The sequence below is a fragment of the Pelomonas sp. BJYL3 genome, from assembly GCF_027257975.1.
GTDB classification, from domain to species: domain Bacteria; phylum Pseudomonadota; class Gammaproteobacteria; order Burkholderiales; family Burkholderiaceae_C; genus Roseateles_B; species Roseateles_B flavus.
This window is the reverse complement of record NZ_JANZKX010000007.1, coordinates 334,041-360,378: the sequence shown is the minus strand read 5'-3', so window position 1 is coordinate 360,378 and position 26,338 is coordinate 334,041. Positions and strand designations below refer to the sequence as shown.

Genomic DNA, 26,338 nt, shown 5'->3' with positions numbered 1-26,338 from the left:
GATCCAGCGCAAGACGGAGTTCCCCATGAAGAAGTCAAGGTCCCTGAACAGCATCAGCATCGCCGTGGCCGCTCTGGCTGGCCTCACCCTGGCATCGGTGTCCGCCCAGGCGGATCCGCAGGGCCGTGCGCTGGGCCATGTGAAGCAGTTCGCCGGCACCAGCCTGCACGGCGAAGGCCATGAGTACAACGTGCGCGACATCATCACCGACGCCGATGGCACCGAGCACGTGCGTTTCGACCGCAGGGTCAACGGCCTGCGCGTGATCGGTGGCGATCTGGTGGTGCGCTCGGACCGCAATGGCGCCCTGCAGGCCATGCACATGACGCTCAAGCGCGATCCCAAGGTCGACATCAAGCCCGCCGTCTCGCTGGGCCAGGCCAAGCAGCTGGCCGTCGCCAAGCATGGCGGTGCCGACATGGGCGTCAAGCCCGAGCTGGTGATCTACGCCCGCGGCGACCAGCCCCGTCTGGCCTGGGATGTGCTGGTCGGCGGTGAAGCGTCCGACGGCACGCCCTTCGAGAAGCACGCCATCATCGACGCCCAGACCGGCGCCCACCTGGACATGTGGAATGACATCCACACCGCGGCCGCCACCGGCACCGGCAAGAGCCTCTACAGCGGCACCGTCACCCTGACGACCAACTCCATCACCGGTGGCTACGAGCTGCGCGATCCGGCTCGCGGCAGCACCTACACCACCAACATGAACAAGAAGACGGCCGGCAACGGCACGATCTTCACCGACACCGACAACGTCTGGGGCAGCAGCACCACCGCCGATCTGGCCTCGGCCGCCGTCGATGCCCAGTACGGCACCGCCGTGACCTGGGACTACTACAAGAACGTGCACGGCCGCAGCGGCATCGCCAACGACGGCAAGGGCGCCTTCAACCGCGTGCACTACGGCCGCAACTACGCCAATGCCTTCTGGTCCGACTCCTGCTTCTGCATGACCTACGGCGACGGCGACGGTACCAGCCTCAAGTCCCTGGTCTCCCTGGACGTGGCCGGCCATGAAATGACCCACGGCGTGACCAGCCGCACTGCCAACCTGACCTACTCCGGCGAATCCGGCGGCCTCAACGAAGCCACCTCGGACATCTTCGGCACGATGGTCGAGTTCTATGCCGCCAACGGCAGCGATGCCGGCGACTACCTGATCGGCGAGAAGGTCATGGTGAAGTCGGCCTTCCTGCGCAACATGATGAAGCCCAGCAGCGACGGCGCCTCCGCCGACTGCTGGTACAGCGGCGTGGGCAGCCTGGACGTGCACTACAGCTCGGGCGTGGCCAACCACTTCTACTTCATGCTCGCCGAGGGCACCAGCAGCAGCCTGGGCACCAGCCCCACCTGCAAGGCCGGCGACACCCGCGTCGCCACCGGCACGGGCAGCCTGACCGGCATCGGCCGCGACGCCGCCGCCAAGATCTGGTACCGCGCGCTGACCACCAAGATGACCTCCAGCACCAACTACGCCGGCGCCCGTGCCGCCACCATCGCCGCAGCCAACGAGCTGTATGGCGCTGGCAGCACCCAGGCCAATGCCGTGGCCGCTGCCTGGACGGCTGTCAACGTCAACTGATCGCGGCTGAGGAGGTTGCCTGCGGCGCCACGTGGCCCGCAGGCTCATCCAGCAGAAGAACGAAAGGGGCGACCGGTGGTCGCCCCTTTCGTCTCTGGCAGGTCTGAGGGAGGTCGGCGCCCGCCCCACCCGATCAGCGGCGCCAGCGCTCGCGGCCCTGGCGCCGCGCCTGACCCGACGGCAGCCAGACAGTGCCGTGCACCCAGTGCCGCAGCTTCAGGGCCTGCGCCTGCTGGAGGCCATCCAGGTAGTCCAGGCAGGCCGGCGCGCTGAGCCACCAGCGGCCGTCCCGCTGCTGGCACTGCTCGCCATGGACCTGCTGCAGGGGGCCCAGGCGGATGGGGTGCTCCAGCGCGCGCTCCAGGTCCGGCACCGCGATCCAGCGTTCGCCGGGCACCCACTCGGCCACCCGCATGGGCTTGCCGCGAAAGACATAGTGCTGGCCCTGCACGTCCGCCAGGGCCCGATGGCGGATGCCGGAGAAGAGCGCATGGACCAGGGCCATGAGCTCCGGAATGAAGAGGCGCACCGGCACCCAGGCCACGAGCGCCGCGCGCACCACGCGCCATTCGTCGTGGGCCTGCAGCACCCAGACCAGCGCCGCCGCGCTCACCAGCAGGCGCAGCAGCAGGCTGGCGGCGAACTGGTAGCGGCGGTGGTGCCGTTCCTCGAAGGCACGGCGGCCCAGCAGGTAGGCGATGGTGTCACGCACCGCCTCCATGGCGTCCTCAGGCGAAGGTGAGGGTCTTCACGCCGCTGGACGTGCCCAGCAGGCAGACGCCGGCCTTGTTGCGGGCGAAGACGCCCACGGTGACCACGCCGGGCCACTGGTTCACGTCGGCCTCGAAGGCGATGGGATCGCTGATGCTGAGGCCGCGCACGTCCAGGATGTGGCAGCTGTTGTCGGTCACCACGCCGGCGCGCAGCTGGGCATCCGCACCCATGGCGGCGAAGCGGCGGGCGATCTGGGCGGCGGCCATGGGGATCACCTCCACGGGCAGCGGGAACTTGCCCAGGGTGGGCACGAGCTTGGATTCATCGGCGATGCAGACGAAGGTCTCGGCCAGGTCCGCGACGATCTTCTCGCGGGTCAGCGCGGCACCGCCGCCCTTGACCATGTGGCCCTGCTGGTCGATCTCGTCAGCGCCGTCGATGTAGACCTTCAGCCCTTGCACCTCGCTGGCCTCCAGCACGGGGATGCCCAGCGCCTTCATGCGGTCGGTGGAACGCACCGAGCTGGAGACGGCGCCGGCGATCTTCTTGCCGCTGGCGGCGAGGGCGTCGATGAACTTGTCCACGGTCGAGCCCGTGCCCACGCCCACGATGGAGCCTTCCTCCACATAGGCCAGCGCAGCCTGGCCGACCAGGGCCTTGAGTTCGTCTTGGGTCATTGCAGTCTTTCTGAGGTTCTGAGAGGGTCAGGTCTTGCCTGGCAGGATGCGCAGGCTCAGGCCTGGCGCGCGCGGCGGGCCTTCACGGCGGCGGCAAGCTCGCGCAGCAGCGGCTCGGTCTGCACCCAGCCCAGGCAGGCGTCGGTGATGGAGACGCCGGGCTTGAGGTCGGCACGGGTCTGGCCCTCCAGCAGGTCCTGGCGGCCGGCCTGCAGGTGGGACTCGATCATCACGCCGGTGATGCGGGCGTCGCCGCCGGCGATCTGGCCCGCCACGTCATGGCCGACGTCGATCTGGCGCTCGAACTTCTTGCTGGAGTTGGCATGCGAGAAATCGATCATCACCTGCTCGCGCAGGCCTGCGCTCTTCAGCGCCTCGCAGGCGGCCTGCACGGAAGCGGCGTCGTAGTTGGGCGCCTTGCCGCCGCGCAGGATCAGGTGGCAGTCATCGTTGCCGCGGGTCTCGAAGATGGCGGCGGCGCCCATCTTGGTCATGCCCATGAAGGCGTGGCTGGCGCGCGCGGCCAGCACGGCATCGGCAGCGACCTTGACGCCGCCGTCCGTCGCGTTCTTGAAGCCCACGGGGCAGGACAGACCGGAGGCCAGCTGGCGGTGGCTCTGGCTCTCGGTCGTGCGGGCGCCGATGGCGCCCCAGGCGATGAGGTCGGAGATGTACTGCGGCGAGAGCAGGTCCAGGAACTCGGTGCCGGCAGGCAGGCCCAGGGCCGTCACGTCCAGCAGCAGCTGGCGGGCCAGGCGCAGGCCCTCGTTCATGTGGAAGCTGCCGTCCAGGCGCGGGTCGTTGATGTAGCCCTTCCACCCGACGGTGGTGCGCGGCTTCTCGAAGTAGACGCGCATGACGAGCAGCAGTTCGCCCTGCATCTCGTCGCGCGCCTTCTTGAGCAGGCGGGCGTAGTCCATGGCCTGGTCGTGATCATGGATGGAGCAGGGGCCGACCACCACCAGCAGGCGGTCGTCGCGGCCGTGCAGCACGTCGCTGATCTCGTGGCGGGCGCGCTCGACGAGGTTCAGGGCTTCGTCGGTGATGGGCAGCTCGTCCAGCAGCAGGGCGGGCGAGATGAGCGGGCGCACGGCGCCGATGCGGGTGTCATCGGTGCGGGTGGTGTCACGGGTGCTGTCGCGCGAGCCGATCTCGCGGTCGTTCTGGGGATGGTCGAGGGATTTCATGAGGGCTGGCCAGAGGCGGGATTGCGCTGATTATCTGCGAGGCCGGATGCGACAATCGCCCCACCCCTACAAGCTCATGCCGCCGGCTCATTTCCTGCCGGGGCGCCGCCCTGCCGCCATGTCCCTGATTCCCTACGCCCTGACCCGCCCCTTCCTCTTCGGCATGGACCCCGAGCATGCGCACGAGGTGACGCTGGGCTCCATCGCCCGCTTCCAGAACACGCCGCTGCAGTGCCTGTGGTCGCAGAGCCGGGTGAGCGATCCGGTGCAGCTGGCCGGCCTGCGCTTCCCCAACCGCGTGGGCCTGGCCGCAGGCCTGGACAAGAACGGCCGCTGCATCGACGGCCTGGGCGCCATGGGCTTCGGCTTCATCGAGGTGGGCACCGTCACGCCCAAGGGCCAGCCGGGCAATGACAAGCCGCGCATGTTCCGCCTGCCTGCCGCCAACGCCCTGATCAACCGCCTGGGCTTCAACAACGAAGGCCTGGACAGCTTCATCGCCAACGTGAAGCAGGCTCACAGCTTCAGGAAGGCCGGCGGCCTGCTGGGCCTGAACATCGGCAAGAACGCCGTCACGCCCATCGAGAACGCGGTGGACGACTACCTGATCGGTCTGGCCGGCGTCTACCCGCATGCCGACTACATCACCGTCAACATCTCCAGCCCCAACACCAAGAACCTGCGCGCCCTGCAGAGCGACGAGGCCCTGGACGCCCTGCTCTCCCGCCTGCAGGAACGCAAGCTGCAGCTGCAGGCCCAGCACGGGCGCGTGGTGCCCATGTTCCTGAAGATCGCGCCGGACCTGGACGAAGACCAGGTCGTGGTGATCGCCCGCACGCTGAAGGCCAATGGCATAGACGGCGTCATCGCCACCAACACCACCATCGGCCGCGAGGCCGTCCAGGGCCTGCCGCATGCCGAGGAGACGGGCGGCCTCTCCGGCCAGCCGGTCTTCGAACCCAGCAACCGCGTGATCCGACTGCTGCGTGCCGAGCTCGGCGCGGGCTACCCCATCATCGGCGCCGGCGGCGTGATGAGCGGCGAGCATGCGCGCGCCAAGCTGCAGGCCGGGGCCGACCTCGTGCAGGTCTACACGGGCCTCATCTACAAGGGCTCGGCCCTGGTGCCCGAGTGCGCCCGCGCGCTCAAGGGCTTCAAGGGCTGACGGCATGGGCGTCGAGATCGAGCGAAAGTTCCTCGTGCGGGGCGAGGGCTGGCGCCAGGGCGAAGGCCGCTACCTGTGCCAGGCCTACCTGAGCCGTGACCCGGCCCGCACCGTGCGCGTGCGCATCGACGGCCAGCAGGCCTTCCTGACGATCAAGGGGCTCACCGCGGGCGCCACGCGCGCCGAGTTCGAATACGCCATTCCCGTGGCGGACGCAAAGGCGCTGCTGGCCCTGGCCGACGGCCCCTGCATCGAGAAGTTCCGCCACCGCCTGCCGGCGGGTGGGCTGGTCTGGGAGATCGACGAATTCCTGGGCGCCAACGCGCCGCTGGTGGTCGCCGAGATCGAGTTGCCCAGCGAGGACCACCCCTTCGATCGCCCCGACTGGCTGGGCGAGGAGGTGACGCAGGACACGCGCTACTTCAACTCGGCCCTGGCCGCGCGGCCCTACTCGAGCTGGCAGGCATCGAGCGGCTGAGCCGGGCTGACCCGCTCCAGGTAGCGGGCCGCCTCGCCAAAGCTCTGCAGCTTGCGCTGGAGCCAGGACGGCATCGACGGCAGCGGGGCGAAGCCCAGGCGCTGCCAGAAGGGGGCGGAGTCCTGCACCGCGATCAGGCCCATGCGCGCCAGGCCCAGCGCATGCGCGCGCTGCTCGATCCGCGCGAGCAGCGCCTGGGCCAGCCCCCTGCCCCGCCCCTGCGGGCCGACGGCCACGTCATGCAGGTACAGCAGCGTGGGCCGCGAAGGGCAACGGTAGTCGCTGGCATGCAGGCCGGGCATGGTGTCGGCGCAGACGGGCAGGCTGATGGCATAGGCGCGCAAGGCACCTGAGGCGTCGAAGGCGCCCCAGCAGGTCTGCAGGGCAGCGGTCTCGCGCAGCTTGGAGGCGAAGGCCTCGTCGGGCTCGACGTAGTCCGGCCCGTAGCAATCGGCCTGCAAGCGCAGGACCGCGCAGAGATCGTCCACCCGCAGGGGCCGCAGAGAAAAGTCGGAAGGCATGGGAACGGGGGGAGCGCTCAGTGCAGGAAGCGGCTCCAGGGGTTGAGTGCCGGCGTGAACAGCGCGATGAAGGCGAGGATGTTCAGCGCCACCGTGCCCCAGAACACGCGCATGAACGCGGGCTTGCCGCGCTTGTGGGCGAGCAGCTGCTGAGCCAGCAGCGCACCGGGCCAGCCGCAGAAGAGGGCCAGCCCATGCAGGGTGGACTCGGCGACGCGCCACTGCCCCTTGCGGGCGGCGCGCTTGTCTCCGGCGTAGACGATGAAGGTGGCCAGGCTCAGCGCCATGTAGCTGCCCCATACCGCGTGAGGCATGGGCCAGGCCAGGTGCACGGCCAGCACGAGGGCGGCGAAGGCGGGGATCAGCATCAGGATGGCGCTGCCACGGGCCGCATCGGCCGAGGGCCGCGGCGCAGCCGCCCGTGCCGCGGGCTGCGGGCGCCGGGGCTGCAGGGCCTTGACCCGCTGGGCGCGGGCCTTGCCTTGCGGATCGCGCCCGGCCTCGTAGCTGAGCCGCTCGCCCACATAGGGCCGCCAGCTGCGCAGGCCGAAGGCGCGTGCATGCACGAAGAGCCGGCCCCCACCCGCATCGGGCGTGATGAAGCCATAACCCTTGGCATCGTCCCACTGCGTGAGCGTGCCCTGCTGACGAGATCCCATCGTGATCAGGAGACCAAAGAAAAAGGCCGGCGGCGTCTGGGACGCGCCGGCCTCATCTCACTCAGCGGCCAAAGCCGCCGCGGCGCGGGCCTTGCGGCGCCGGACGCTTGCCGGGGCCGCCGGCGCGGCGATCGTCGCCGAAGTCACGGCCGCCGCCTTCACGGTTGCCGTGGAAGGGCTTGTCGCCGAAGGCCGGCTTGCCACCGAAGGCAGGCTTGCCGCCGAAGCCGCGCTTCTCGCCGAAGGAGCCGCCGCGGTCGTCGCGGGGTGCGAAGCCGCGCTTGTCTCCGCCGAAGCCGGGGCGGTCACCGCCGCGGTCGCCGCCGCGATCAAAACCGCGGTCCTGGCCGCCGAAGCCGCGGTCCTGGCCATAGGGCTTGCGGTCGTCGAAACGACGGGCGTCCGGACGGAAGCCCTCGTCACGGCGCGGGGCGAAGCCTTCACGCGGAGCGAAGTCGCGCCCCTGCGCGCCTTGATCACGGCCGAAGGCCTTGCCGCCGTCGCGCGGAGCAAAGCCTTCACGCGGGGCAAAACCGTCGCGCGGCTGGAAGCCATCGCGTTGCTGGAAGCCGCCGCGGGGCTGGAAGCCCTCGCGCTGGAAGGGCTTGCTGCCGAAGCGCTTGTCGCCCTTCTGCGCCCAGCCCGGACGGTCGCCGCGCTCGAAGCCGCGCTCGCCGGCGGGGCGGGGCGGGAAGATGCGCGGCTCTTGCGTCTTGGGCTCCAGGCCCTCGATGTGCGTCACCGGGATCTGCTGGGTGGTGAAGTGCTGGATGCGGCGGATCATGGACACGTCGTCACGCAGGGCCAGCGTCACGGCCAGGCCCTGGCGGCCGGCGCGGCCGGTACGGCCGATGCGGTGCACATAGTCCTCCGCCTTCATCGGCAGGCCGTAGTTGATCACGTGGGTGATGCTGGGCACGTCGATGCCGCGGGCGGCGACGTCAGTGGCCACCAGCACGCGCACTTCGCGACGGCGCAGGGCCATCAGCGTGCGGTTGCGCTTGCCTTGCGGCATGGCGCCGTGCAGCGGGGCCACGGCATGGCCGATCTCGGCCAGGCGCTCGGCCAGCCAGTCGGCGTCACGCTGGGTGCTGGTGAAGACCACGGCCTGGTCCAGCTCGGGCTGGGCCAGGATGGACTCCAGCAGCTTGTCCTTGTGGATGGGGTTGTCCGCCCAGTGCAGGCGCTGCTCGATGTTCTCGTGGGTGTCGGTGTGCGAGGCGACGTCGATGCGCTGCGGGTCGCGCAGCAGCTCCTGGGCCAGGCGGCCGACGTGGCCGGCGAAGGTGGCGCTGTACATCACCGTCTGGCGGGTGGCCGGGGTGGCAGCGGCGACGGTGTTGATGTCGTCGATGAAGCCCATGTCCAGCATGCGGTCGGCCTCGTCCAGCACCAGCATCTCGACGTTCTCCAGCACGCACTTGCCCGAGGACAGGTGGTCCAGCAGGCGGCCGGGGGTGGCGATGAGGATGTCCAGCGGGCCCGTCAGCTGGCGGATCTGCAGGGCGTAGGGCATGCCGCCCAGCACGGTGGCGACCTTCAGGCCCTGCACATGGCGGCCGTAGGTCTGCGCGGCCTTGGAGACCTGCATGGCCAGCTCGCGGGTGGGCGCCAGGACCAGGACCTTGGGACCGTAGATCTTGCCCTTCTCGCGGCGCTTGGTGTTGTCACCACGCGCGGCCAGGATCTTCTCCAGCGCGGGCAGGATGAAGGAGGCGGTCTTGCCCGAGCCGGTGCGCGAGGAGACCATCAGGTCAGCGCCCTCGATGGCGGGCGGGATGGCCAGGGATTGCACCTCGGTGGCGTTCTCGTAGCCGGAATCCTTCACGGCACGCAGCAGGGCTTCGTTCAGGCCCAGATTTTCAAAGCTCATGATTTCTTTCTGCAAAGCCATGCCCGGCGTCTGCCTCGAAAAGGCAGGCGCAAGACATGCGACCGCAGCAGGCATAGTTGAAGCCGGTATGCCGCGGTCAAGGTCGAGTCGCTGGAAGACGATTCACGTCGTACACCGGGCGTGCAAGACCATCAGGGTCTGCCAAGCAGAGAAAGAGGCTTGAGCTCTGGAGCCGGTGCGGCGTCGGGGTCACAGTCAAAGCGACGGCATCGCCGCCGACCGTACCCGAGGGCGTCGGGCACCACGCTTGCATCGAAGTGATGAAGAGAGGCTGCCGGACAAGGTCAGAGGAGACGTACGAAACACTGCCCGGGCCCTGTACAACCCTGCTGCAGTGAGACCGCGATCATACCAGGGTTTTCACGGAATAGCCAAGCGCCCCGTCGGCCGCAGGGCAGACGGGGCGGTGGCAGCGTGATTTCCTGCCGTTCGGCACGGCCCCGCACGCCTCCAGGCGAGCAGGGTCGGCTCATCAGACGATCAGGCGGTTCTGAGCAGGTCCAGGGCCCGACCCACGGCAGCCATGAAGGCCGCAAGGTCGGTGCCAGCCAGGAAGGGGATGGCCCCGGCCTCGCCGTCCTGCAGGCCCGAAGGCAGGGAGGCCTCCTGTGCATGGGCCCCGAGCTGGGCGGGATCAAAGCCCGCCTCCAGCACCAGGGCCCAGGCCGGCACGCTGGCGCCCTCGGTGCTCAGGCGCTCCAGGCGCTCGCTCATCAGGGCCGGGTTCCAGCTGAGGTCGGCATGCACGAGCACGCTGCCGGGCTGGCGCAGGTCCAGGCCCGCGCAGGCGGCATCGGTGGCCAGCAGCACGCTGGCCTCGCCCTCGGCCCAGGCCTGCAGCTCCATGGCGCGCACCTCGGCGCTCTGGTGCTGGCGCAGATTGGCCAGCGGCAGGCCCAGCGCCTGCAGCGCCAGCGCCAGCGGACGCAGGGCCGCGTCATGCTGGGCGAAGACCACCACGCGTTCGGCGCGGCCCGGCACCAGGTCCGGCAGCAGGCGCACGAGCGCCGCGGCGCGGGCCTCGCCCATGCGCTCGGACTGCCCCTGGCGCAGGCGCAGCAGGGCCTGCTGCAGCTGCAGCTGCTCGCCGGCCGAGAGGCTGCCCAGGCGGGACCAGCGCTGGTGCAGGGCCTGCAGGGTCTGCACATCGGCCGCGTCCAGCGTCAGGCCGGCGCAGTCCTGGGCCGGCACGCGCACCCAGTGCGTCAGCAGCTGGGCCGGCAGGCCGGCGGCCAAGTCACGACGGCGACGGGCCAGCATCACGGCCTCCAGCAGCTCGCGCTGCTGGCGCTTGCCGGCGTCGGCGCCGAGGCGGCGCAGGCTGGCATAGGGGCCGCGGCGGGCCTCGTCGATCCAGGCCACCAGCGGGGTCAGCAGCGCGCTGCCCAGCAGCTCCCGGTGCGCCAGGAGGATCAGATGCGAGGCGCCCAGCTGGCGCAGGGCCGGCAGTGCGTCCCCCAAGGCGTCGATGGCATCGACGATCAGCAGCTCGCAGCCGGCCGCCGGCGCCAGGTCCGTCGGCGCGCTCAGCGTCCAGCCGGCCGGCCAGGCACCCAGCAGGCGAGCGACGTCCGCACGCCAGGCTTCATGCAGGCCCGCCGGGGCCACGATGGCCACGGTGCCGACGCCGAAGTGCGACTGCCACAGCTGCGCCGCAACGATGGCGGACGGGCGCTGGGGCAGCGGAGACTCATCCGCCAGGATGGCACGCCCCGCGCAGACGGCGAACAGCGCCGCCTCCCACTGCATCTCGGGCAGCGGCGTGCGGACCAGCGCGTGCAGGGCCGCCGAGGCCAGGCCCTGCTCGAAGGCCTGGGCCAGGCGTTCGACCCGATCGCCCGCATCGGCCGCCAGGGCCAACTGCTGCCAGACCTCGGCGCCCACGCGCAGTTCATGCCCTTCGGCCGCAGCGGCCTGCAGCAGCGCAGGCAAGACCTGACCCTCCAGCGGCGCGATGAAGCGGCCTTGCTCGTCCGCCCAATCCTCGGCCAGCTGGCGCAGGGCCTGGCTGGCCCCCTGGCCCAGGCGCCAGACCAGGCGGCGCTCCCAGCCGGCGCTGAGGCTCAGCTCGCTCCACGGCGTCTCGGGGCCCGCTGCCAGCCTGCCGGCCTGCCCCTCACGGGCGGCGGACAGCTGCTCGATCAGCCACTGGCCATGGGCGCAGGCGCCCTCCTCGCTGTCCTGGAACTCCGCGCAGTCGCAGCGGTAGTGGCCGACGCCACCCTGCAGGTCCAGCGCAGCCAGCGGGGTGCCGTCGGCATCCTGGACGGCATAACTGCCGAACAGGCCCGGCTGCGGCTTGTGCCACTGCCAGCCGGGGCCCTGGGGCGCCACGGTGTCTTCGATGCCGGGCTCGGCGATGTCAGCCTCGTCGGCCTCGATCACCGGCGCCTTCTTGGAGGGCCGGGTCTTGCGGGCCGGCTTGACGGCCTCGACCACCTCTGGCGTCTCGGCAGCCGCCACCGCGGCGGCCTTGCCGCGCTTGCGGGCAGCGGGCGCGGCGGGCTCTTCCAGCGCAGCCGCAACCTCGGCGACCAGCGCCGCCACCGGCGCTGCGACGGCCGGTGCGCTGCCCTTGCGGGTCTTGCGGACGGGCTGGACGGCCTCGGTTGCCGGCGCTTCAGTCACGTCAGGCACTTCAGGCTCGACGCTCTTGCGGCTGCGTGCCGGCCGGCTGCTCCGGGCTTCAACCGCCGCCTCAGGCGCCGCCGCCTTCTTGCGGCTGGTCTTGGCCGCCGGGGCGACCGCCGTCTTTTCAACGGCGGGCTCGGCCGCCATCACGGCTGCCTTCACTGCCGTCCTGACCGTCTTCTTGACCGCCTTGGCAGGTGCTTTCTCAGCGGCCTTGGCGGCCGTCTTGGTGGCCGTCTTGGTGGTGGCCTTGGTGGTGGCCTTGGTGGCCGTCTTGGCCGCCACCTTGCCCGGCGCCTTCACCGCGGATGCCTCGGCAGCCTTGGCCGCGGCCTTCTTCACGACGGCGGGCTTGCTCACTGCCTTCTTGGCAGCGACCTTCTTCACCGCCGGCGCTTCGGCGGCTGCCGCCTTGGCGGCGGGGCGCTTTGTGGCCACAGGCTTGGCGGCCACGGCCTTGACAGCCTTCGCTGCCTTGGCTGGCTTCTCGGCCGTCACCGCCTTGGCGGTCTTTGCCGCCGGCTTCTTCTTGGCTGCCACCGGTTCGGCGGCGGCTTCTGGGGCGGCCTTGCGCCGCGGGGTCTTGCTAGTTGCCATGGGATGGGGACGGGACAGGCCTCGAGGGCCGCCCCGATGAATTCAGGGTTCGGAAATCAGCACTGCAGGGCACCAACCCCGCAGGCTGTTGAAAAAGGCCAGTCCCTGGGCACGCGCCAGGTCTGACTTGAGCAGCCGTGCTTCCTGCAGCTGCCCGCGGGCCAGCATGGCTTCGCGCAGCACGCCGGGCAGCAGCCCGGCGGCCAGGCGCGGCGTCAGCCAGCGGCCCTCGATCTGGAGTGCGATATTGCCGAAGCTGCACTCCGTCAGTTCCTCGTCTTCGTTCCACAGCAGCACATCGAAGGCTGCTGCTGTCTTGTCCTGTGCGAAGGCCTCGTAGTGGGCCCGTCGTGTGGTCTTGTGCTGCAGATACTCGGCCAGCGGCCCTCGCGTAGGCAGGGGTCGGCGGGCCAGTTCCAGCGGCACCGGGGTTGGAGTATCGCCCAAGGGCTGGAGGCCCAGTTGCAACTGCCCGTCACGGGGCAGCGTCAGCCGCACACGCCAGCAGCCCTCGGGCTGCCGCGCGGCCAGCTCGGCCAGGGCCTGGCGCACCTCGGCCAGCCTGCAGCGCAGGCCGAAGTGATGCGCCGTGCGCTGCAGGCGCGCCAGGTGCAGCTCCAGGTGAGTGACGGTGCCGGCCTCCAGGCGCAGGGTCTCCAGGGCCTCGATGGGCGCCTCAGCACGCAGCAGGAAGCGGGTCTTGGCCCGCCACTCGGCCAGCTCGGCAGCAGGTTCGGAATCCAGGGTGATGCCGCTGCCGATGCCGCACTGCAGGCCCGCCCTGCCCGCTTCCACGGTTCGGATCGGCACATTGAAGGTGGCCACGCCACCCGGCTGGATCAGGCCCAGGGCACCGCAGTACCAGCCCCGCGCCTCGGGCTCGAGGTCCCGGATGACCTGCATGGCGCGGATCTTGGGCGCCCCGGTGACCGAGCCGCAGGGGAACAGCGCCCGGAAGACGTCCAGCAGGCGCACGCTGGCCCGGGTGACGGCGCTGACGCTGGACACCATCTGCCAGACCGTGGGCAAGGCGATCAGCTCGAACAGCCTCGGCACGCGCACGCTGCCGACCTGGGCCACGCGGCTGATGTCATTGCGCAGCAGGTCCACGATCATCAGGTTCTCGGCGCGCTCCTTGGGGCTGGTGCGCAGGTGGGCCTGCGCGGCCTCATCCTCGACCACGTCGGCGCCGCGCGGCGCCGTGCCCTTCATGGGCTGGGCCGAGAGCAGCCAGCTGCGCGTGCCGTCCGGCGCCTCGGGCACGGGGCGCCAGTCGAAGAAGAGTTCGGGGGACACGCTGGCCGCGCCCGCCTCGCGCAGGAACAGCGCGAAGCCCCCCGGCTGGGCGGCGTGCAGGGCCAGGAAGAGCGCCGCCAGGTCCGGGGCCGTGCCCTGCGGGCGCAGGCGCGTGGTGAGGTTGACCTGGTAGCAGTCGCCGGCACGTATCCATTCGCGGATGCGCTCGACCTGCGCGGCCTCGTCCGCCGCGGGCTGGCTGTCCGCCCAGTCCATCGCGCCCGTGTAGCAGCGCAGCGCGGGCCAGGGCTCGGGGGCCTGCTCGTAGACGGCGAACTCGGCCAGCGGCGCCGCGCTGGCATGGTGAGCCAGCTTGGCGTCCAGGGCCGACGCGGCCTCGTAACGCAGGCCGCCCAGCACCCAGGCGCCCTCCCGGGCAGCCTGCTCGGCGGCGGCGATCACGGCGGGCAGCTCATCCGGTGAGCGGGCGCGCAGCCAGCGCGCGGGAGGCGTGGTCCAGACCCCGCGCAGACGCTCGCCGTCTTCCCGGGCCAGCGGGTGGCGGGGGAAGTCGAAGGCGGCCAGGATCTGCTCCGGGCGCAGGGGGGCCGTCATCGTGGACACGGCAGGGTCGCCCAGGGACTCAGACGTTCAGCAGGTGCGTGCGGTAGTAGGCCAGCTCGTCGATGGACTCGTGGATGTCGGCCAGCGCGGTGTGGGCCTGGGCCTTCTTGAAACCCTCGATGATGCCGGGCTTCCAGCGGCGGGCCAGCTCCTTGAGCGTGGACACGTCCAGGTTGCGGTAGTGGAAGAAGTCTTCCAGCGTGGGCATGTAGTTGGCGAGGAAACGGCGGTCCTGGCAGATGCTGTTGCCACACATGGGCGACTTGCCGGCGGGCACGTACTGCTTCAGGAAGGCGATGGTCTGCGCGGCGGCCTCGTCCTCCGAGATGGTGGAGGCCTTGACGCGGTCGATCAGGCCGCTCTTGCCGTGGGTGCCCTTGTTCCAGGCGTCCATCTTGTCCAGCGTCTCGTCGGTCTGGTGGATGGCGAAGACCGGGCCCTCGACGCGCACGGTCAGGTGCGGATCCGTGACCACCACGGCCACCTCGATGATGCGGTCGCGGTCGGGGTATAGGCCGGTCATCTCCAGGTCGATCCAGATCAGGTTCTGGTCGCTGATGGGCAGCAGGGGTGCGTCGGGGGTGCCGGTGGTGTCGCTCATGGTGTGTACGGGAATGAAGCTGGGGCCGAAAAGGGCAAGCCGCCATTGTCGCAGGCCTACACTTGGCGCCATGCAAACTGCCGCCCTGTCCTCCCCGCTGCAAGCCTGGCTGCCGCCCCTGCCGGCGCCGCTGATGAGCACCCTGCTCGCCGCCGCCCTGGCCCTGAGCCTGCTGCTCAAGCTCTGGCTGGCCAGCCGCCAGGTGCGCCATGTGCGCCAGCACCGCGGCGCCGTGCCGCCCGCCTTTGCTGCCAGCGTGCCGCTGGCGGCCCACCAAAAGGCTGCCGACTACACCGCGGCCAACACGGCCTTCGGCATGCTGAGCCTCGCCATCTCCAGCGCCCTGCTGATCGGCTGGACGCTGCTGGGCGGGCTCAACGCCCTCAATGAATGGGTGCAAGACCACACCCTGCAGCGCTTCGGCCCCCTGGCCTACCAGCTGGCCCTGCTGACGGCCTTCACGCTCATCGGCGGGCTGCTGGACCTGCCGCTGTCGCTCTATCACACCTTCCGCCTGGAGCAGCGCTTCGGCTTCAACCGCACCACGCTGGCGCTGTACGTCGCCGACATGGTCAAGGGCGTGGGGGTGGGCGCGCTGATCGGCCTGCCCATCGCCGCGCTGATTCTGTGGCTGATGGGCACGGCCGGCCCGATGTGGTGGCTGTGGGCCTGGGGCGCCTGGGTGGGCTTCAACCTGCTGATCATGGTGCTGTACCCCACGGTCATCGCCCCGATGTTCAACAAGTTCGAGCCCCTGCAGGACGATCTGCTCAAGGGCCGCGTCGAGGCCCTGATGGCGCGCTGCGGCTTCGCGGCCAAGGGCCTCTTCGTGATGGACGGCAGCCGGCGCTCGGCACATGGCAACGCCTACTTCACCGGCATCGGTGCGGCCAAGCGGGTGGTCTTCTTCGACACCCTGCTCCAGCGCCTGCACCCCGGCGAGGTGGAGGCCGTGCTGGCGCACGAGCTGGGCCACTTCAAGCACCGGCACGTGCTCAAGCGCATGGTCGGCGCCTTCGCCCTGAGCCTGCTGGGCTTCGCCCTGCTGGGCTGGCTGAGCACCCAGGTGGGCTTCTACCTGGGCCTGGGGGTGCAGCCCAACATGGCCGCGCCGAACGACGCCCTGGCCCTGCTGCTCTTCCTGCTGGTGCTGCCGGTCTTCAGCTTCTTCTTCACGCCCCTCGCCGCCCAGCTCTCGCGGCGCGACGAGTTCCAGGCAGACGCCTACGCCTGCGCCCAGTCCAGCGGCCGGGACCTCAGCAACGCCCTGCTCAAGCTGCACGAGGACAATGCCGGCACCCTGACCCCGGATCCGGTCTACGCCGGCTTCTACTATTCCCACCCCCCGGCCAGCGAACGCCTGGCCGCCATCGAACGCCTCAGCCCCCGCACCGCATGAACCTGCTGCTCGCCCAATGCGCCCCCCAGTCCACCGCCCTGCCCGAGGCCGAACTCGGCGACTGGCTGGCCCAGGTCCCCGGCTGGCTGCCTGACGCGACCCACAAGGCCATCGCCCGCCGCTACGTCTTCGACAACTACTACCAGGTCATGGCCTTCGCCAACGCGGTGGCCGAGATCGCCCATGCGCAGGACCACCACCCGGACATGGTGCTCAGCTACAACGTGGCCACGGTCAGCTTCAGCACGCACTCGGTGCAGGGGCTCAGCGTGAACGACTTCATCTGCGCCGCCCAGGTCAGCGCCCTGCCCGAGGCCCAGCCGTGAGCGGTGGCCGATTCAAGGGTGGCGCCGCGCCCGACAAGCGCGGAGCCGGGCTGGACCTGGGCCTGGTGGTGCGCGGTCATGGCCGGCACTACATCGTCGAAGACAGCGAGGGCCGCCGCCGCGTCTGTCATCCGCGCGGCAAGAAGAGCGACTGCGTGGTGGGGGACCAGGTCCGCTGGGCCGAGGCCAGTGTCGACGAAGGCGTGATCGAGGCCGTGGAGCCGCGCCGCAACCTGCTCTTCCGTCAGGACGAATGGAAGACCAAGAGCTTCGCCGCCAACCTGGACCAGCTGCTGGTGCTGGTGGCGGTGGAGCCGGTGTTCTCGGAATCGCAGCTGGCGCGGGCCCTCATCGCGGCCGAGAGCGCGGGCATCAGCGCGCGCGTGGCCCTCAACAAGACCGACCTGCCCGGCGTGGCCGCCCAGCGCGAGCGCCTGCAGCCTTACCGGGACATGGGCCTCACCGTGATGGAGCTGGCCCTGCGCGAATCGCCCGAAGCCTCGGCCGAGGCGCTGAAGCCATGGCTGCAGGGCAAGCGCACTTTCGTGCTGGGCCCCAGCGGCACCGGCAAGAGCACGCTGATCAATCTGCTGATCCCCGATGCCCAGGCCCAGGTGGGTGACATCTCCCAGGCCCTCAACTCAGGCCGGCACACCACCACCACGACCCAGTGGTACTGGATGGACGCCGCCCGCGAGACCGCCCTGATCGATTCACCGGGCTTCCAGGAATTCGGCCTGCGCCAGATCGAGCCGGCCCAGCTGCCGCTGCTCATGCCGGATCTGCGCCAGCACGCCGGCGGCTGCCGCTTCTACAACTGCACCCATCTGCACGAGCCGGGCTGCGGCGTGCGGGCGGCGCTGGAAGCCGGCGAGATCAGCGCCTCGCGCTACCGCATCTACGGCGAGATCTTCGAGGAGCTCAGCAGCAAGCGCTGGTGAGCCCCGCGGACTCAGGGCGACTGGGGCGGCAGTGCCGGGCGGCCGCCAGCTTCGGTGCCCTCGCCCACCACGCGGGCCTCGATGTCCACCACGTCTGCCGGCGGCGTGCGGCGGGCCGGCCCCGGGCCAAAGCCCTGGCCGGCGCGGAACGCCCGTGCCCGCGCGAAGCCGGACAGGTCCACCGCAGGCTTGCGACCGCGGATCAGGCTCCACAGGCCCACGCCCAGCAGGGTCGCCAGCGCCAGCGCCATCAGGCCCAGCACCAGGATGGCCGTCGCCACGGCCAGCACCAGGCGCAGCAGCAGGGAAATCAGGGCAGAGAACACACCAGTTCCTTTCGAGACAAGCTTCCGCTCAACCGCGCCCAATGTAAGGCATGCGGTTGGCCATGAGGGTCATGAAGGGCACGTTGACGGACAGGGGCAGCTGGGCCAGGTGCACCAGGGTGTCGGCCACCTGCTGCACCTCCATCGTGGCCTCCACCGCGATGCTGCCATTGGCCTGGCGCACGCCCTGCTGCATGGGCCGGGCCATCTCGGTGGCGGCGTTGCCGATGTCGATCTGGCCCACCGCGATGTCGAAGTCCCGGCCGTCCAGGCTCAGGGCCTTGGTCAGGCCGGTGATGGCGTGCTTGGTGGCGGTGTAGGGCGCCGAGTTCGGGCGCGGCGTGTGGGCCGCGATCGAGCCGTTGTTGATGATGCGGCCGCCGCGCGGATCCTGCCGCTTCATCAGCCCGAAGGCGGCCTGGGCGCAGAGGAAACTGCCGGTGAGGTTGACGTCCATCACGGACTGCCACTGCTCGAAGGAGAGTTCCTCCACCGGCAGCGGCGGAGCACTGAGCCCGGCGTTGTTGAAAAGCAGGTCCAGGCGCCCAAAGCGCTGCTCCACATCGGCAAAGAGCGCCTTCACCGCGGCGGCGTCGGCCACATTGCAGGGGCGCACCAGGCAGCACGCGGGCTCGGCGGCGGCGGCCTGCGTTTCGCGCAGGGCGTCTTCACGGCGGCCCACCAGCACCAGCTGCCAGCCGGCCTGTGCCAGCCCGAGGGCGGCGGCGCGGCCGATGCCGCTGCCGGCGCCGGTGACAAGGGCAATCCGGGGACTGGATGCAGGAAGGTCGGACTGAGGCATGTTCATGGGAGGCTGGAAGCGGCCGGTCCACTCGACCGACGCGGCATCATAGTCAGCCCACGCTCATTGCGTCAGCGCAGTGCCTTCGGGCTCGGCATGGGCCAGCTGGACATCGGCGGCATCGGCACGGCGGCCGCTGATCACCACCGTGGGCAGCTGCTCGACCTGCATGCGCTTGCCGCTCACCTCGACCCGCGGCAGCACCTGCACCACTGCCTTGGCCGGCAGGGCAGCCTGGCTGGGCAGCGCCATCAGGGCGCCGATCGTGAGTCCCAGCAACAGGCCGCTGCCCAGGGCCAGGCGGCGGATCGGGGCATAGCGGTCATAGCAGGGGATGGTCACGGGCTTCATGGGAACCTCCTGGGGCAAGCGGGCAAGTGCTTTCTGGTCTGCGATGGACGCACTGTGCCCAGCCGGCCCCGGCCTTCCAAGCCGCACGGGACGGGTTGCCGATCAGCCGCGATGAACTGCAGCGACGGCCGATGAACGGGTTTACCCTAGGAAGATACCCAGCTCCCGGGCCACCTGCAGGCGCTCGTGGTCCAGGGGCACGCAGCGGTTCTGGCCCGCGACCTCGCCCAGTCCGACGTCCACGCAGCGGTCGCCCTGCAGGGCCACCATGCGGCCGAACTGCCCGCGCATCACCAGGCCGGCCGCCGCCACGCCGAAGCGCGTGGCCAGCACGCGGTCGAAGGCCGTGGGCGAGCCGCCGCGCTGGAGGTGGCCCAGCAGGGTGCAGCGGATCTCCACCTCGCTGCCCAGCTGGGCTTCCAGGTCCCCCATCAGCCGCTGGCCGATGCCGCCCAGGCGCAGCGGATCCGGGCTGTCGTCGAGGTGGCGCTGGATCACCCATTCGCCGCCCAGGGCCTTGGCGCCTTCGGCCACGCACAGCAAGGCAAAGCCTTGCTCGTGGGCGCGCTGGCGCGCAAAGGCGGCGAGCTGGTCGAGCCGGTAGCTCTGCTCCGGGATCAGGATGGCGTCCGCGCCGCCCGCCAGGCCGCCCTCCAGCGCGATCCAGCCGGCGTAGCGGCCCATGGTCTCGACGATCATCAGCCGGCCATGGCTGCGCGCCGTGGTCTGAAGCCGGCCCAGAGCCTCGCTGACCACCGTGACGGCGGAGTCGAAGCCGAAGCTGCGCTCGTTGAGCATCAGGTCGTTGTCGATGGTCTTGGGCACGCCCACGACCGGCACGCCCAGGCGGGCGAAGCGCTCGGCGATGGTCATGGTGCCGTCGCCACCGATGACCACGAGCGCGTCGATGTTCTGGCGCCCCAGGAAGTCCAGCGCATGGCCGGAGCAGTCGGCGCCGCCGGCGCCGAAGTAGTGGAATGGATCGGCCCGGTTGTGGGTGCCCAGGATGGTGCCGCCCTCGGCGATGAGGCCGCGCACGGTGGGCGCGTCCAGTGATCGGCAGCGGCCATCCAGCAGACCCAGGAAGCCGCGCTCGATGCCGGTGACCGTGGCACCGCAGCGTTCGATGAGCGCCAGCGTGACCGCGCGGATCACCGCATTGAGCCCGGGGCAGTCCCCGCCACCTGTCAGAATCCCGATATGCATTGCTGAGACCTCGCTGCTGTGATGCTGCCACGGCCGGCCCCGGGGACCGGTCCTGCATGGTGTCCCCGATTCCCGGGGGCCAGGTCTTGCCCTGGGTCAAGATAGTGCCATGCCGGGCCCACAATGCGGAAAAGTAACACCATGACCGCCTCGATGATGCCCGACTCCGCTCCCGATGCTGCTGCCAGCGAGCTGCCTCGCCTGCTCTATGTCGAGGACAACCCCATCAACATGCTGATCGTCGAGGAGCTGGTCAACAAGCGCGGCGGCATCACCCTGTTCGGCGCCGAGACCGTGGCCGAGGGGCTGCAGCAGGCCGCAAGGCTCCAGCCCCGCCTCATCCTGGTGGACATGCAGCTGCCCGATGGCGACGGCCACCAGCTGCTGCAGGCCCTGCGCGCCGACGCCTCGACAGCGCCCATTCCCTGCGTGGCGCTGTCGGCCAATGCCATGCCCGAGGACGTGCGCCGGGCCACCGCGGCAGGCTTTGCCGACTACTGGACCAAGCCCATCGACTTCAAGATCTTCCTGGCCGGGCTGGACCGCTTCTACGGCCCGCGCTGAGCGCCACGGCCCCATGAAAAAAGGCGCCGCACCCGCGAGGGTCGGCGCCTTGTTCCTGGCGGGCTGGCTTACTTGCCGGCAGCCGCAGCGGCGGCCTGTTCCTTCTTGATCGCGATCTCGTCGGCCTCGTCATAGGCCTTGTTGCCGCAGGCCTTCTTCCAGCCGTCGACGGCGTCGAGGTGGTCCAGGCTGCGGGTCTCGAGATCCTTGCCGGTCTTGTTGAACTTCTCGATGGCGGCGTCGAAGGCCTTGGCCTTGGCCATGTACTCGTCCTTGTTCTTGTTGTGGGCCTCGATCTTGGCGTCATTGGCCTTGGCGCGGACGTTGTAGCCCTCGATGGCAGCCTTCTGTTCGCTGCGGCTCATCTCGGGCAGCTTGACCTTCAGTTCCTCGTTGGACTTGATCAGCTCGGCCTGCTCCGCCTTGATGGCGCTGGCGTTGGCGTCGATGGCCTCGCCTTCCTTTGTGAGCTGCTCCTTCTCGCTCATCAGGCGCTCGCGCTCCTTCTTGTAGTCGGCTTCAGCGGCCAGCACGGCCTTGGCCTCGGCGTCGTTGCTGGCCTGCTTGTTGAGGCAGGCACGCAGCTCGTCGCGCGTCATCAGCTTCTGCTTGGGCTTGTCCACCACCGGGCGGCTGACCTTGTTGTTCTTGGGGTCGACCTTGGCATTGGGATTGGCGGTCTGGGCGGAGGCCAGGGCCGGCAGGAGGGCGGCCAGGCAGACGGAGAGGAGGATTCGTTTCATGGCAGTACGGGCTGATGCTGAAGTACAGCTAAGGACGCGCCGGCTGGCGCAAAGCCGGAATCATGCCACGAGCCGCCGCCACGCCTGGCCGGGGATAATCCGCCCCTTTCGCCCGCAATCGCCCGCGAAACCCCAAACCCCGAGGCAGGCCCCGCCGCGCTGCCCCTCTCGAGATTTCCCCATGGCACTCAAGGCAACCATCTACAAGGCCCTGCTCAACATCGCCGACATGGACCGCCATGTCTACGGCGAGCACCACCTCACCATCGCCAAGCATCCCAGCGAGACCGACGAGCGCATGATGCTGCGCGTGCTGGCCTATGCCCTGAACGTGCCGGCGGACGAGATGCGCGGCCGGCTGGAGTTCACCAAGGGCCTGTCCGAGGTGGACGACCCCGACCTGTGGCAGCTGGACCTGACTGGCGAAGTGGTGCACTGGATCGACCTCGGCCAACCCGACGAGCGCCGCCTCATGAAGGCGCATGGTCGCGCCGAACGCGTCACCCTCTATTGCTATGCGGCCAGCACGCCGATCTGGTGGGCCGGCATCGAGAGCAAGCTCACGCGGGCACCGAAGCTGGCTGTCTGGCAGATCAGCGCCGAGGAGACGCAGGCCCTGGCCGCCTTCGCCGAGCGCAGCATGCAGCTGCAGATCAGCATCCAGGACGGGCAGGTATACGTCTCCACGCCTTCGCGTCAATTGGAGATTCACCCCCATGCCCTTAAGCACCCTACGGCCTGAGGGCTAGACTCCGGCCCGGCTGCCAGGAGGGCGGCCCGAACAACAATGCCGGAGAAGCGATGAAGACCTTGGACCTGCTGCGCCTGAAGCGCCGCCAACTGACCACCCTGGGAGCCGCCGTGAGCCTTGCCGCCGCCCTGCTGCCGGGTGCGCTGTATGCCGCCGAGGCGGCCAGCGCCCCTGAACCCGCCGACCCCCACCAGTGGCTGGAAGAGGTGCTGGGCGAGAAGCCGCTCGCCTGGGTCAAGGAACGCAACGAGGCCAGCTTCAAGGTGCTCAAGGCACGGCCCGAGTTCGAACCCATCCGCAAGGACCTGCTTGGCGTGCTCAATGCGCGCGACCGCATTCCGGGCGTGAGCCGCATGGGCGGCTTCCTGTACAACCTCTGGCAGGACGAGCAGCACAAGCGCGGCCTGTGGCGCCGCACCACGCTGGCCGAGTACCAGAAGACCGATCCCGCCTGGGAAACGGTGCTGGACCTCGACGCCCTGGGCGCCGCCGAAGGTGAGAGCTGGGTCTTCCACGGCGCGCAGTGCCTGGGCCCCAGCTACCGCCGCTGCATGGTCAACCTCTCGCGCGGCGGTTCGGACGCCCAGGTCAGCCGCGAATTCGACACCGTCACCAAGCAGTTCATCAAGGGCGGCTTCGAGCTGCCCGAGGCCAAGAGCCAGCTGACCTGGCTGGACGAGAACACCCTCTTCGTGGGCACCGACTTCGGCCCCGGCAGCCTGACGGACTCCGGCTATCCCCGCGTCATCAAGCAATGGAAGCGCGGCACGCCCCTGAGCGAAGCGCGAACCGTCTTCGAGGGCGAGGCCAAGGACGTGGCCGCCAGCGTGCTGGTGGACCGCACGCCGGGCCACCAGCGCGTGCTCTTCCAGCGCGCCCTGGACTTCTACACCAGCAGCAGCTTCCTGCTGCAGGGCGGCAAGCTGGTGAAGCTGGAGATTCCTGACGATGTCGAGTCCGGCTTCTGGGGCCCCTGGATGCTGCTCAAGCCGCGCAATGACTGGACCGTCGCCGGCAACACCTTCAAGAGCGGTTCCCTGCTGATCACCGACCTCAAGGCCTACCAGCGCGGTGAGCGCAAGTTCAAGGTGCTGTTCCAGCCCACGGCCACGCGCTCGCTCTCGGGCTACAGCCTGACCCGCAGCCGCGTGCTGCTGTCGGTCATCGACCAGGTCGCCAGCAAGCTCGAGGAGTGGGACTTCAGCAAGGCCCAGGCTCCGCAGCACCGCGAGGTCAAGGCGCCCTTCCCCGGCGCCCTGCATACCGGCGCGCTGTATGACAGCGAGCTGCCCAAGGACGAGCTGGCCGAGCGCTACTTCCTCTACTACACGGACTTCCTCACGCCCGACACCCTCTTCCTGGCCCGCACCGGCAGCGACGAGCGCCAGGTGCTGAAGTCCCGCCAGGCCCAGTTCGACGCGGCCGGCATGCGCGCCGAGCAGCGCTTCGCCATCAGCAAGGACGGCACCCGCGTGCCCTACTTCGTGATCTGGCCCAAGGGCGCCACGGCAGACGGCAGCAACCCCACGCTGCTGTACGGCTACGGCGGCTTCGAGGTCTCGCTGCAGCCGGGCTACTCCGGTGGCCGCGGCCGTGCCTGGCTGAGCCGGGGCGGCGTCTACGTGCTGGCCAACATCCGCGGCGGCGGCGAGTTCGGCCCGGCCTGGCACCAGGCCGCCATCAAGGCCAACAAGCAGCGCAGCTACGAGGACTTCATCGCCGTGGCCGAGGACCTGGTGAAGGCGAAGATCACCTCGCCCCGCCACCTGGGCATCATGGGCGGCAGCAACGGCGGCCTGCTGATGGGCGCCACCTTCACGCAGCGCCCGGACCTCTTCAATGCCGTGGTCTGCCAGGTGCCCCTGCTGGACATGCGCCGCTTCCACAAGCTGCTGGCCGGCGCCTCCTGGATGGCCGAGTACGGCAACCCGGACGATGCCAAGGACTGGGAAGTGATCCGCCAGTACAGCCCGTACCACAACGTCAGCAAGGACAAGACCTACCCCAAGGTCTTCTTCACCACCTCGACGCGTGACGACCGGGTCCACCCCGGCCATGCCCGCAAGATGGTCGCCCGCATGACCGAGCTGGGCCACGAGGTCTACTATTACGAGAACACCGAGGGCGGTCACGGCGGTGCGGCCGACAACGAGCAGCGCGCCACCCTGCAGGCCCTGGAATACAGCTACCTCTGGCAGCAACTGGGCCGCTGAAGCCCACGCAAGACCATGGACGTCCGGCACGACAGCGCAGCGCAGCAGTTCTGGCTCGAACCCGAGCCCGGCCAGCGCTGCGTGCTGGACTACCAGCGCCAGGGCGACGCCGTGGTCTTCACCCACACCGGCGTGCCCCCGGCCCTGCAGGGTCGGGGCCTGGCGGCCCGGCTTGTCGCGGCCGGCCTGCAATGGGCCGGCGAGCAGCAGTTGCAGGTGATTCCCGCCTGCAGCTATGTGGCGAGCTATCTGCGCCGGCAGGGCCGCAGGGGCTGAGCCGGGGCGCCGCCCGCGGGGTCAGGTCTGAACAGGGTCTGAACAGGGTCTGAGCAGGACCTGGGCGGGACCTGAACGGCGTCAGCGGGCTTCGTTCTCGCGCGCCTGCAGCACCCGCCACATCACCTTGCCCGCCCCGGACTTGGGCAGGGCCTCCACGAACTCCACGCTGCGCGGCACCTTGTAGGCCGCCATGTGCTCGCGCGCCCAGGCGATGAGGGCCTCCTCCGTCAGCGTCCCCCGGGCTTCGGCGCGGGGCACCACGACGGCCTTGACGGACTCGCCGCGGTAGGCGTCGCGGGTGGCGATCACGCAGGCCTCCTGCACGCCGGGATGCTGGAACAGCAGCAGCTCCACCTCCGAGGGCCAGACCTTGAAGCCGCTGGCATTGATCATGCGTTTCAGGCGGTCGGTGAGGAAGAAGTAGCCCTCTTCGTCCATGCGGCCGAGATCACCGGTGCGGAAGAAGCGGCGGCCGTCGATCTCGACAAAGGCCGCCGCCGTGGCCTCGGGCTGCTGCCAGTAGCCCTGGAACAGCATGGGGCCGGCGCTGATGATCTCGCCCACCTCGCCGGGGGGCAGCTCCTGCAGGGTGTCCGGGTCCACCACGCGCGAGTCCACCCCGAAGATGGGAATGCCCAGGCACTGCAGCTTGGCGCGCTCGGGCGGGTTGGCATGCGTGGGAGCGGCGGTCTCGGTGAGGCCATAGCCCTCCGCGAACTGCAGGCCGAACTCGTCGAGCAGGCGCTGTGCCACCGCCTGCGGCATGGCCGTGCCGCCGCCGCTGAGGTAGCGCAGGCTGCCGAGCTCGAAGCTGCGGTAGTTGGGGCTGGCGAAGAGGTCGATGATCATGGTGGGCACGCAGGTCCAGTGCGTGACGCCATGGCGAGAGATCGCCCGGCCGGCGAGCTCGCGGTCCCAGCGCGGCAGCAGCACCAGGGTCGAGCCGTAGTAGACCGGCGAGAGCACGCCGTAGAGCAGGCCGGTGATGTGGAACATGGGCACCACGGCCAGGCTGACGGCCTCGGGCGAGGCCGATCCCCACAGGCCGCCGCCGCAGCAGTTGGCCATCAGGCTGCGATGCGTGTGCATGCAGCCCTTGGGCAGGCCCGTGGTGCCCGAGGTGTAGGGCAGCAGGGCGAGGTCGTCGGGACCGCTCACGGCGGGCTGCGCGGGCGGCGCGGTCTGCAGGGCCTCCGTCCAGTGCGTCGCGCCCGGCGGCAGCGGCGGCCGGGCCGTGAGCCACTCGCGAAGGGCCGGGCTGAAGCCTTCGTCCTGCGGTGGGCCGTGCGGCGGCAGGGCATCGGCGTAATGGAGGCCCAGCAGCACCGGAGCCTGCGCCAGGCCGGCCAGCGCCTGCTGCACGACGGGCGACAGATCCGCCGCGAACGCCAGGCCGCGCGCGCCGGAGTCGCTCAGCAGATGAGCCAGCTCCTCGGCCTTGTTCATCGGGTTGATGGGCACGACCACGGCATCGGCCCGCATGGCGGCGTAGAAGGCGACCAGGAACTGCGGGCAGTTCTGCATGTACAGCCCGATGCGGTCCCCCCGCTGCAGCCCCCGGGACTGCCACCAGCCCGCCAGCGCCTCGGCCTGCGCCTGCAGCTGTGCGTAGCTCATGGACGCGCCGCCATACAGCGTGACCGGCTTGGACGGAAAGCGCCGGGCGGCGACCTCCAGGTTGAACCACAGGGACGTTTCCGGCAGCACCAGCTGCCGGGGCAGGCGCGGGGGCCAGTAGCGTTTCGCCTTGTGCATCGAGACCTGATCCGCCACGCTCATGCCGACTCTCCCGGGCACCGGCCCGCCTGCTGCATCTTGCCGAACTGCGGGCGGCAGGCTTGTCGCCGCGGCGACAAAGCCTGGCCCGT

25 protein-coding genes are annotated in these 26,338 nt (G+C 70.0%); 10 read left to right on the top strand and 15 right to left on the bottom strand.

Annotated elements, in window-relative coordinates; translation table 11 throughout:
- Nucleotides 1-25 precede the first annotated feature (25 nt).
- Nucleotides 26-1,585 (top strand): M4 family metallopeptidase, encoded by a 1,560-nt coding sequence (locus O9Y01_RS20925; protein WP_269633575.1) that lies wholly within the window; start codon nt 26-28, stop codon nt 1,583-1,585.
- Nucleotides 1,586-1,718: 133 nt separating this feature from the next.
- Here O9Y01_RS20925 and O9Y01_RS20920 read toward each other — a convergent pair whose 3' ends face one another.
- Genes O9Y01_RS20920 through O9Y01_RS20910 form a run of 3 tightly spaced genes read right to left on the bottom strand, consistent with a single transcriptional unit; the run spans nt 1,719 to nt 4,163 of the window.
- Nucleotides 1,719-2,306 (bottom strand): hypothetical protein, encoded by a 588-nt coding sequence (locus tag O9Y01_RS20920; protein ID WP_269633573.1) that lies wholly within the window; start codon nt 2,304-2,306, stop codon nt 1,719-1,721.
- 7 nt (nt 2,307-2,313) lie between these two features.
- A complete protein-coding gene (gene rpiA / locus O9Y01_RS20915; protein ID WP_269633572.1) occupies nt 2,314-2,976 on the bottom strand; it encodes a ribose-5-phosphate isomerase RpiA in 663 nt (220 codons plus the stop codon).
- 56 nt (nt 2,977-3,032) lie between these two features.
- Nucleotides 3,033-4,163 carry a 3-deoxy-7-phosphoheptulonate synthase gene (locus O9Y01_RS20910; RefSeq protein WP_269633571.1) on the bottom strand — a complete coding sequence of 377 codons (1,131 nt, stop codon included), beginning with the start codon at nt 4,161-4,163 and terminating at the stop codon, nt 3,033-3,035.
- 118 nt (nt 4,164-4,281) lie between these two features.
- Between O9Y01_RS20910 and O9Y01_RS20905 the strand changes: the two genes are divergently transcribed.
- Together O9Y01_RS20905 and O9Y01_RS20900 are read left to right on the top strand one after the other, a co-directional pair.
- A complete protein-coding gene (locus O9Y01_RS20905; RefSeq protein ID WP_269633610.1) occupies nt 4,282-5,328 on the top strand; it encodes a quinone-dependent dihydroorotate dehydrogenase in 1,047 nt (348 codons plus the stop codon).
- Between the two features lie 4 nt (nt 5,329-5,332).
- Entirely contained in the window at nt 5,333-5,806 is a 474-nt protein-coding gene (locus O9Y01_RS20900; RefSeq protein ID WP_269633570.1) for a CYTH domain-containing protein, read from the top strand.
- Here O9Y01_RS20900 and O9Y01_RS20895 read toward each other — a convergent pair.
- The 6 genes from O9Y01_RS20895 to orn form a co-directional block, all read right to left on the bottom strand.
- On the bottom strand, nt 5,776-6,327 hold the full coding sequence (locus tag O9Y01_RS20895; RefSeq protein ID WP_269633569.1) for a GNAT family N-acetyltransferase: 552 nt from the start codon (nt 6,325-6,327) through the stop codon (nt 5,776-5,778). The two genes, O9Y01_RS20900 and O9Y01_RS20895, sit on opposite strands and share 31 nt — an antisense overlap.
- Before the next feature lie 17 nt (nt 6,328-6,344).
- Nucleotides 6,345-6,986, bottom strand: coding sequence for a cold shock and DUF1294 domain-containing protein (locus O9Y01_RS20890; protein ID WP_269633568.1), 642 nt, complete (start codon nt 6,984-6,986; stop codon nt 6,345-6,347).
- Nucleotides 6,987-7,047: 61 nt separating this feature from the next.
- Complete coding sequence (locus O9Y01_RS20885; RefSeq protein WP_269633567.1) at nt 7,048-8,859, bottom strand: DEAD/DEAH box helicase; 1,812 nt, start codon at nt 8,857-8,859, stop codon at nt 7,048-7,050.
- Between the two features lie 501 nt (nt 8,860-9,360).
- On the bottom strand, nt 9,361-12,108 hold the full coding sequence (locus O9Y01_RS20880; protein ID WP_269633566.1) for a helicase-related protein: 2,748 nt from the start codon (nt 12,106-12,108) through the stop codon (nt 9,361-9,363).
- 42 nt (nt 12,109-12,150) lie between these two features.
- Complete coding sequence (locus O9Y01_RS20875) at nt 12,151-13,959, bottom strand: chorismate-binding protein (RefSeq protein WP_269633565.1); 1,809 nt, start codon at nt 13,957-13,959, stop codon at nt 12,151-12,153.
- 28 nt (nt 13,960-13,987) lie between these two features.
- On the bottom strand, nt 13,988-14,569 hold the full coding sequence (orn, locus tag O9Y01_RS20870; RefSeq protein WP_269633564.1) for an oligoribonuclease: 582 nt from the start codon (nt 14,567-14,569) through the stop codon (nt 13,988-13,990).
- Nucleotides 14,570-14,702: 133 nt separating this feature from the next.
- On the opposite strand from orn, the gene O9Y01_RS20865 reads away from it, so the two are divergent.
- Genes O9Y01_RS20865 through rsgA form a run of 3 tightly spaced genes read left to right on the top strand, consistent with a single transcriptional unit; the run spans nt 14,703 to nt 17,235 of the window.
- Nucleotides 14,703-15,968, top strand: a complete 1,266-nt coding sequence (locus O9Y01_RS20865) for a M48 family metallopeptidase (RefSeq protein WP_269633609.1) — start codon at nt 14,703-14,705, stop codon at nt 15,966-15,968.
- Nucleotides 15,965-16,294 (top strand): 4a-hydroxytetrahydrobiopterin dehydratase, encoded by a 330-nt coding sequence (locus O9Y01_RS20860; RefSeq protein ID WP_269633563.1) that lies wholly within the window; start codon nt 15,965-15,967, stop codon nt 16,292-16,294. Before O9Y01_RS20865 ends, O9Y01_RS20860 begins: the two co-directional genes overlap by 4 nt.
- Nucleotides 16,252-17,235, top strand: a complete 984-nt coding sequence (rsgA, locus tag O9Y01_RS20855; protein ID WP_442952782.1) for a ribosome small subunit-dependent GTPase A — start codon at nt 16,252-16,254, stop codon at nt 17,233-17,235. The genes O9Y01_RS20860 and rsgA overlap by 43 nt, the downstream gene beginning before the upstream one ends.
- Before the next feature lie 11 nt (nt 17,236-17,246).
- On the opposite strand, the gene O9Y01_RS20850 is transcribed toward rsgA, so the two are convergent.
- From O9Y01_RS20850 to O9Y01_RS20835, 4 genes are all read right to left on the bottom strand, one after another.
- Nucleotides 17,247-17,561, bottom strand: a complete 315-nt coding sequence (locus O9Y01_RS20850) for a hypothetical protein (RefSeq protein ID WP_269633562.1) — start codon at nt 17,559-17,561, stop codon at nt 17,247-17,249.
- A gap of 28 nt (nt 17,562-17,589) precedes the next feature.
- Entirely contained in the window at nt 17,590-18,369 is a 780-nt protein-coding gene (locus tag O9Y01_RS20845) for an SDR family oxidoreductase (protein ID WP_442952780.1), read from the bottom strand.
- Nucleotides 18,370-18,426: 57 nt separating this feature from the next.
- On the bottom strand, nt 18,427-18,714 hold the full coding sequence (locus O9Y01_RS20840; RefSeq protein ID WP_269633561.1) for a hypothetical protein: 288 nt from the start codon (nt 18,712-18,714) through the stop codon (nt 18,427-18,429).
- A gap of 141 nt (nt 18,715-18,855) precedes the next feature.
- Nucleotides 18,856-19,920: a 6-phosphofructokinase gene (locus O9Y01_RS20835; RefSeq protein WP_269633560.1), complete on the bottom strand. Its 1,065-nt coding sequence runs from the start codon at nt 19,918-19,920 to the stop codon at nt 18,856-18,858.
- Between the two features lie 141 nt (nt 19,921-20,061).
- On the opposite strand from O9Y01_RS20835, the gene O9Y01_RS20830 reads away from it, so the two are divergent.
- Entirely contained in the window at nt 20,062-20,484 is a 423-nt protein-coding gene (locus O9Y01_RS20830; RefSeq protein WP_269633559.1) for a response regulator, read from the top strand.
- Between the two features lie 68 nt (nt 20,485-20,552).
- Here O9Y01_RS20830 and O9Y01_RS20825 read toward each other — a convergent pair whose 3' ends face one another.
- Nucleotides 20,553-21,227: a hypothetical protein gene (locus O9Y01_RS20825; RefSeq protein WP_269633558.1), complete on the bottom strand. Its 675-nt coding sequence runs from the start codon at nt 21,225-21,227 to the stop codon at nt 20,553-20,555.
- Between the two features lie 181 nt (nt 21,228-21,408).
- Here O9Y01_RS20825 and O9Y01_RS20820 point away from each other — a divergent pair, with 181 nt between their 5' ends.
- From O9Y01_RS20820 to O9Y01_RS20810, 3 genes are read left to right on the top strand one after another with little or no spacing between them, the layout of a single operon-like run.
- A complete protein-coding gene (locus O9Y01_RS20820; RefSeq protein ID WP_269633557.1) occupies nt 21,409-21,969 on the top strand; it encodes a YaeQ family protein in 561 nt (186 codons plus the stop codon).
- Between the two features lie 59 nt (nt 21,970-22,028).
- The gene (locus O9Y01_RS20815; RefSeq protein WP_269633556.1) at nt 22,029-24,191 is read left to right on the top strand and encodes a prolyl oligopeptidase family serine peptidase; all 2,163 of its coding nucleotides are present in this window, start codon (nt 22,029-22,031) and stop codon (nt 24,189-24,191) included.
- Between the two features lie 15 nt (nt 24,192-24,206).
- Nucleotides 24,207-24,467, top strand: coding sequence for a GNAT family N-acetyltransferase (locus O9Y01_RS20810; protein WP_269633555.1), 261 nt, complete (start codon nt 24,207-24,209; stop codon nt 24,465-24,467).
- An 81-nt stretch (nt 24,468-24,548) separates the two neighbouring features.
- Here the strand turns inward: O9Y01_RS20810 and O9Y01_RS20805 are convergent, their stop codons facing one another.
- Nucleotides 24,549-26,249, bottom strand: coding sequence for a long-chain fatty acid--CoA ligase (locus tag O9Y01_RS20805; RefSeq protein WP_269633554.1), 1,701 nt, complete (start codon nt 26,247-26,249; stop codon nt 24,549-24,551).
- Nucleotides 26,250-26,338 lie beyond the last annotated feature (89 nt).

Bases quoted from the DNA above. Each gene is read 5' to 3' on its own strand.
- O9Y01_RS20925 (WP_269633575.1), top strand. From the start codon at position 26: ATGAAGAAGTCAAGGTCCCTGAACAGCATCAGCATCGCCGTGGCCGCT.
- O9Y01_RS20920 (WP_269633573.1), bottom strand. From the start codon at position 2,306: ATGGAGGCGGTGCGTGACACCATCGCCTACCTGCTGGGCCGCCGTGCC.
- rpiA (WP_269633572.1), bottom strand. From the start codon at position 2,976: ATGACCCAAGACGAACTCAAGGCCCTGGTCGGCCAGGCTGCGCTGGCC.
- O9Y01_RS20910 (WP_269633571.1), bottom strand. From the start codon at position 4,163: ATGAAATCCCTCGACCATCCCCAGAACGACCGCGAGATCGGCTCGCGC.
- O9Y01_RS20905 (WP_269633610.1), top strand. From the start codon at position 4,282: ATGTCCCTGATTCCCTACGCCCTGACCCGCCCCTTCCTCTTCGGCATG.
- O9Y01_RS20900 (WP_269633570.1), top strand. From the start codon at position 5,333: ATGGGCGTCGAGATCGAGCGAAAGTTCCTCGTGCGGGGCGAGGGCTGG.
- O9Y01_RS20895 (WP_269633569.1), bottom strand. From the start codon at position 6,327: ATGCCTTCCGACTTTTCTCTGCGGCCCCTGCGGGTGGACGATCTCTGC.
- O9Y01_RS20890 (WP_269633568.1), bottom strand. From the start codon at position 6,986: ATGGGATCTCGTCAGCAGGGCACGCTCACGCAGTGGGACGATGCCAAG.
- O9Y01_RS20885 (WP_269633567.1), bottom strand. From the start codon at position 8,859: ATGAGCTTTGAAAATCTGGGCCTGAACGAAGCCCTGCTGCGTGCCGTG.
- O9Y01_RS20880 (WP_269633566.1), bottom strand. From the start codon at position 12,108: ATGGCAACTAGCAAGACCCCGCGGCGCAAGGCCGCCCCAGAAGCCGCC.
- O9Y01_RS20875 (WP_269633565.1), bottom strand. From the start codon at position 13,959: ATGACGGCCCCCCTGCGCCCGGAGCAGATCCTGGCCGCCTTCGACTTC.
- orn (WP_269633564.1), bottom strand. From the start codon at position 14,569: ATGAGCGACACCACCGGCACCCCCGACGCACCCCTGCTGCCCATCAGC.
- O9Y01_RS20865 (WP_269633609.1), top strand. From the start codon at position 14,703: ATGAGCACCCTGCTCGCCGCCGCCCTGGCCCTGAGCCTGCTGCTCAAG.
- O9Y01_RS20860 (WP_269633563.1), top strand. From the start codon at position 15,965: ATGAACCTGCTGCTCGCCCAATGCGCCCCCCAGTCCACCGCCCTGCCC.
- O9Y01_RS20845 (WP_442952780.1), bottom strand. From the start codon at position 18,369: ATGAACATGCCTCAGTCCGACCTTCCTGCATCCAGTCCCCGGATTGCC.
- O9Y01_RS20840 (WP_269633561.1), bottom strand. From the start codon at position 18,714: ATGAAGCCCGTGACCATCCCCTGCTATGACCGCTATGCCCCGATCCGC.
- O9Y01_RS20835 (WP_269633560.1), bottom strand. From the start codon at position 19,920: ATGCATATCGGGATTCTGACAGGTGGCGGGGACTGCCCCGGGCTCAAT.
- O9Y01_RS20830 (WP_269633559.1), top strand. From the start codon at position 20,062: ATGACCGCCTCGATGATGCCCGACTCCGCTCCCGATGCTGCTGCCAGC.
- O9Y01_RS20825 (WP_269633558.1), bottom strand. From the start codon at position 21,227: ATGAAACGAATCCTCCTCTCCGTCTGCCTGGCCGCCCTCCTGCCGGCC.
- O9Y01_RS20820 (WP_269633557.1), top strand. From the start codon at position 21,409: ATGGCACTCAAGGCAACCATCTACAAGGCCCTGCTCAACATCGCCGAC.
- O9Y01_RS20815 (WP_269633556.1), top strand. From the start codon at position 22,029: ATGAAGACCTTGGACCTGCTGCGCCTGAAGCGCCGCCAACTGACCACC.
- O9Y01_RS20810 (WP_269633555.1), top strand. From the start codon at position 24,207: ATGGACGTCCGGCACGACAGCGCAGCGCAGCAGTTCTGGCTCGAACCC.
- O9Y01_RS20805 (WP_269633554.1), bottom strand. From the start codon at position 26,249: ATGAGCGTGGCGGATCAGGTCTCGATGCACAAGGCGAAACGCTACTGG.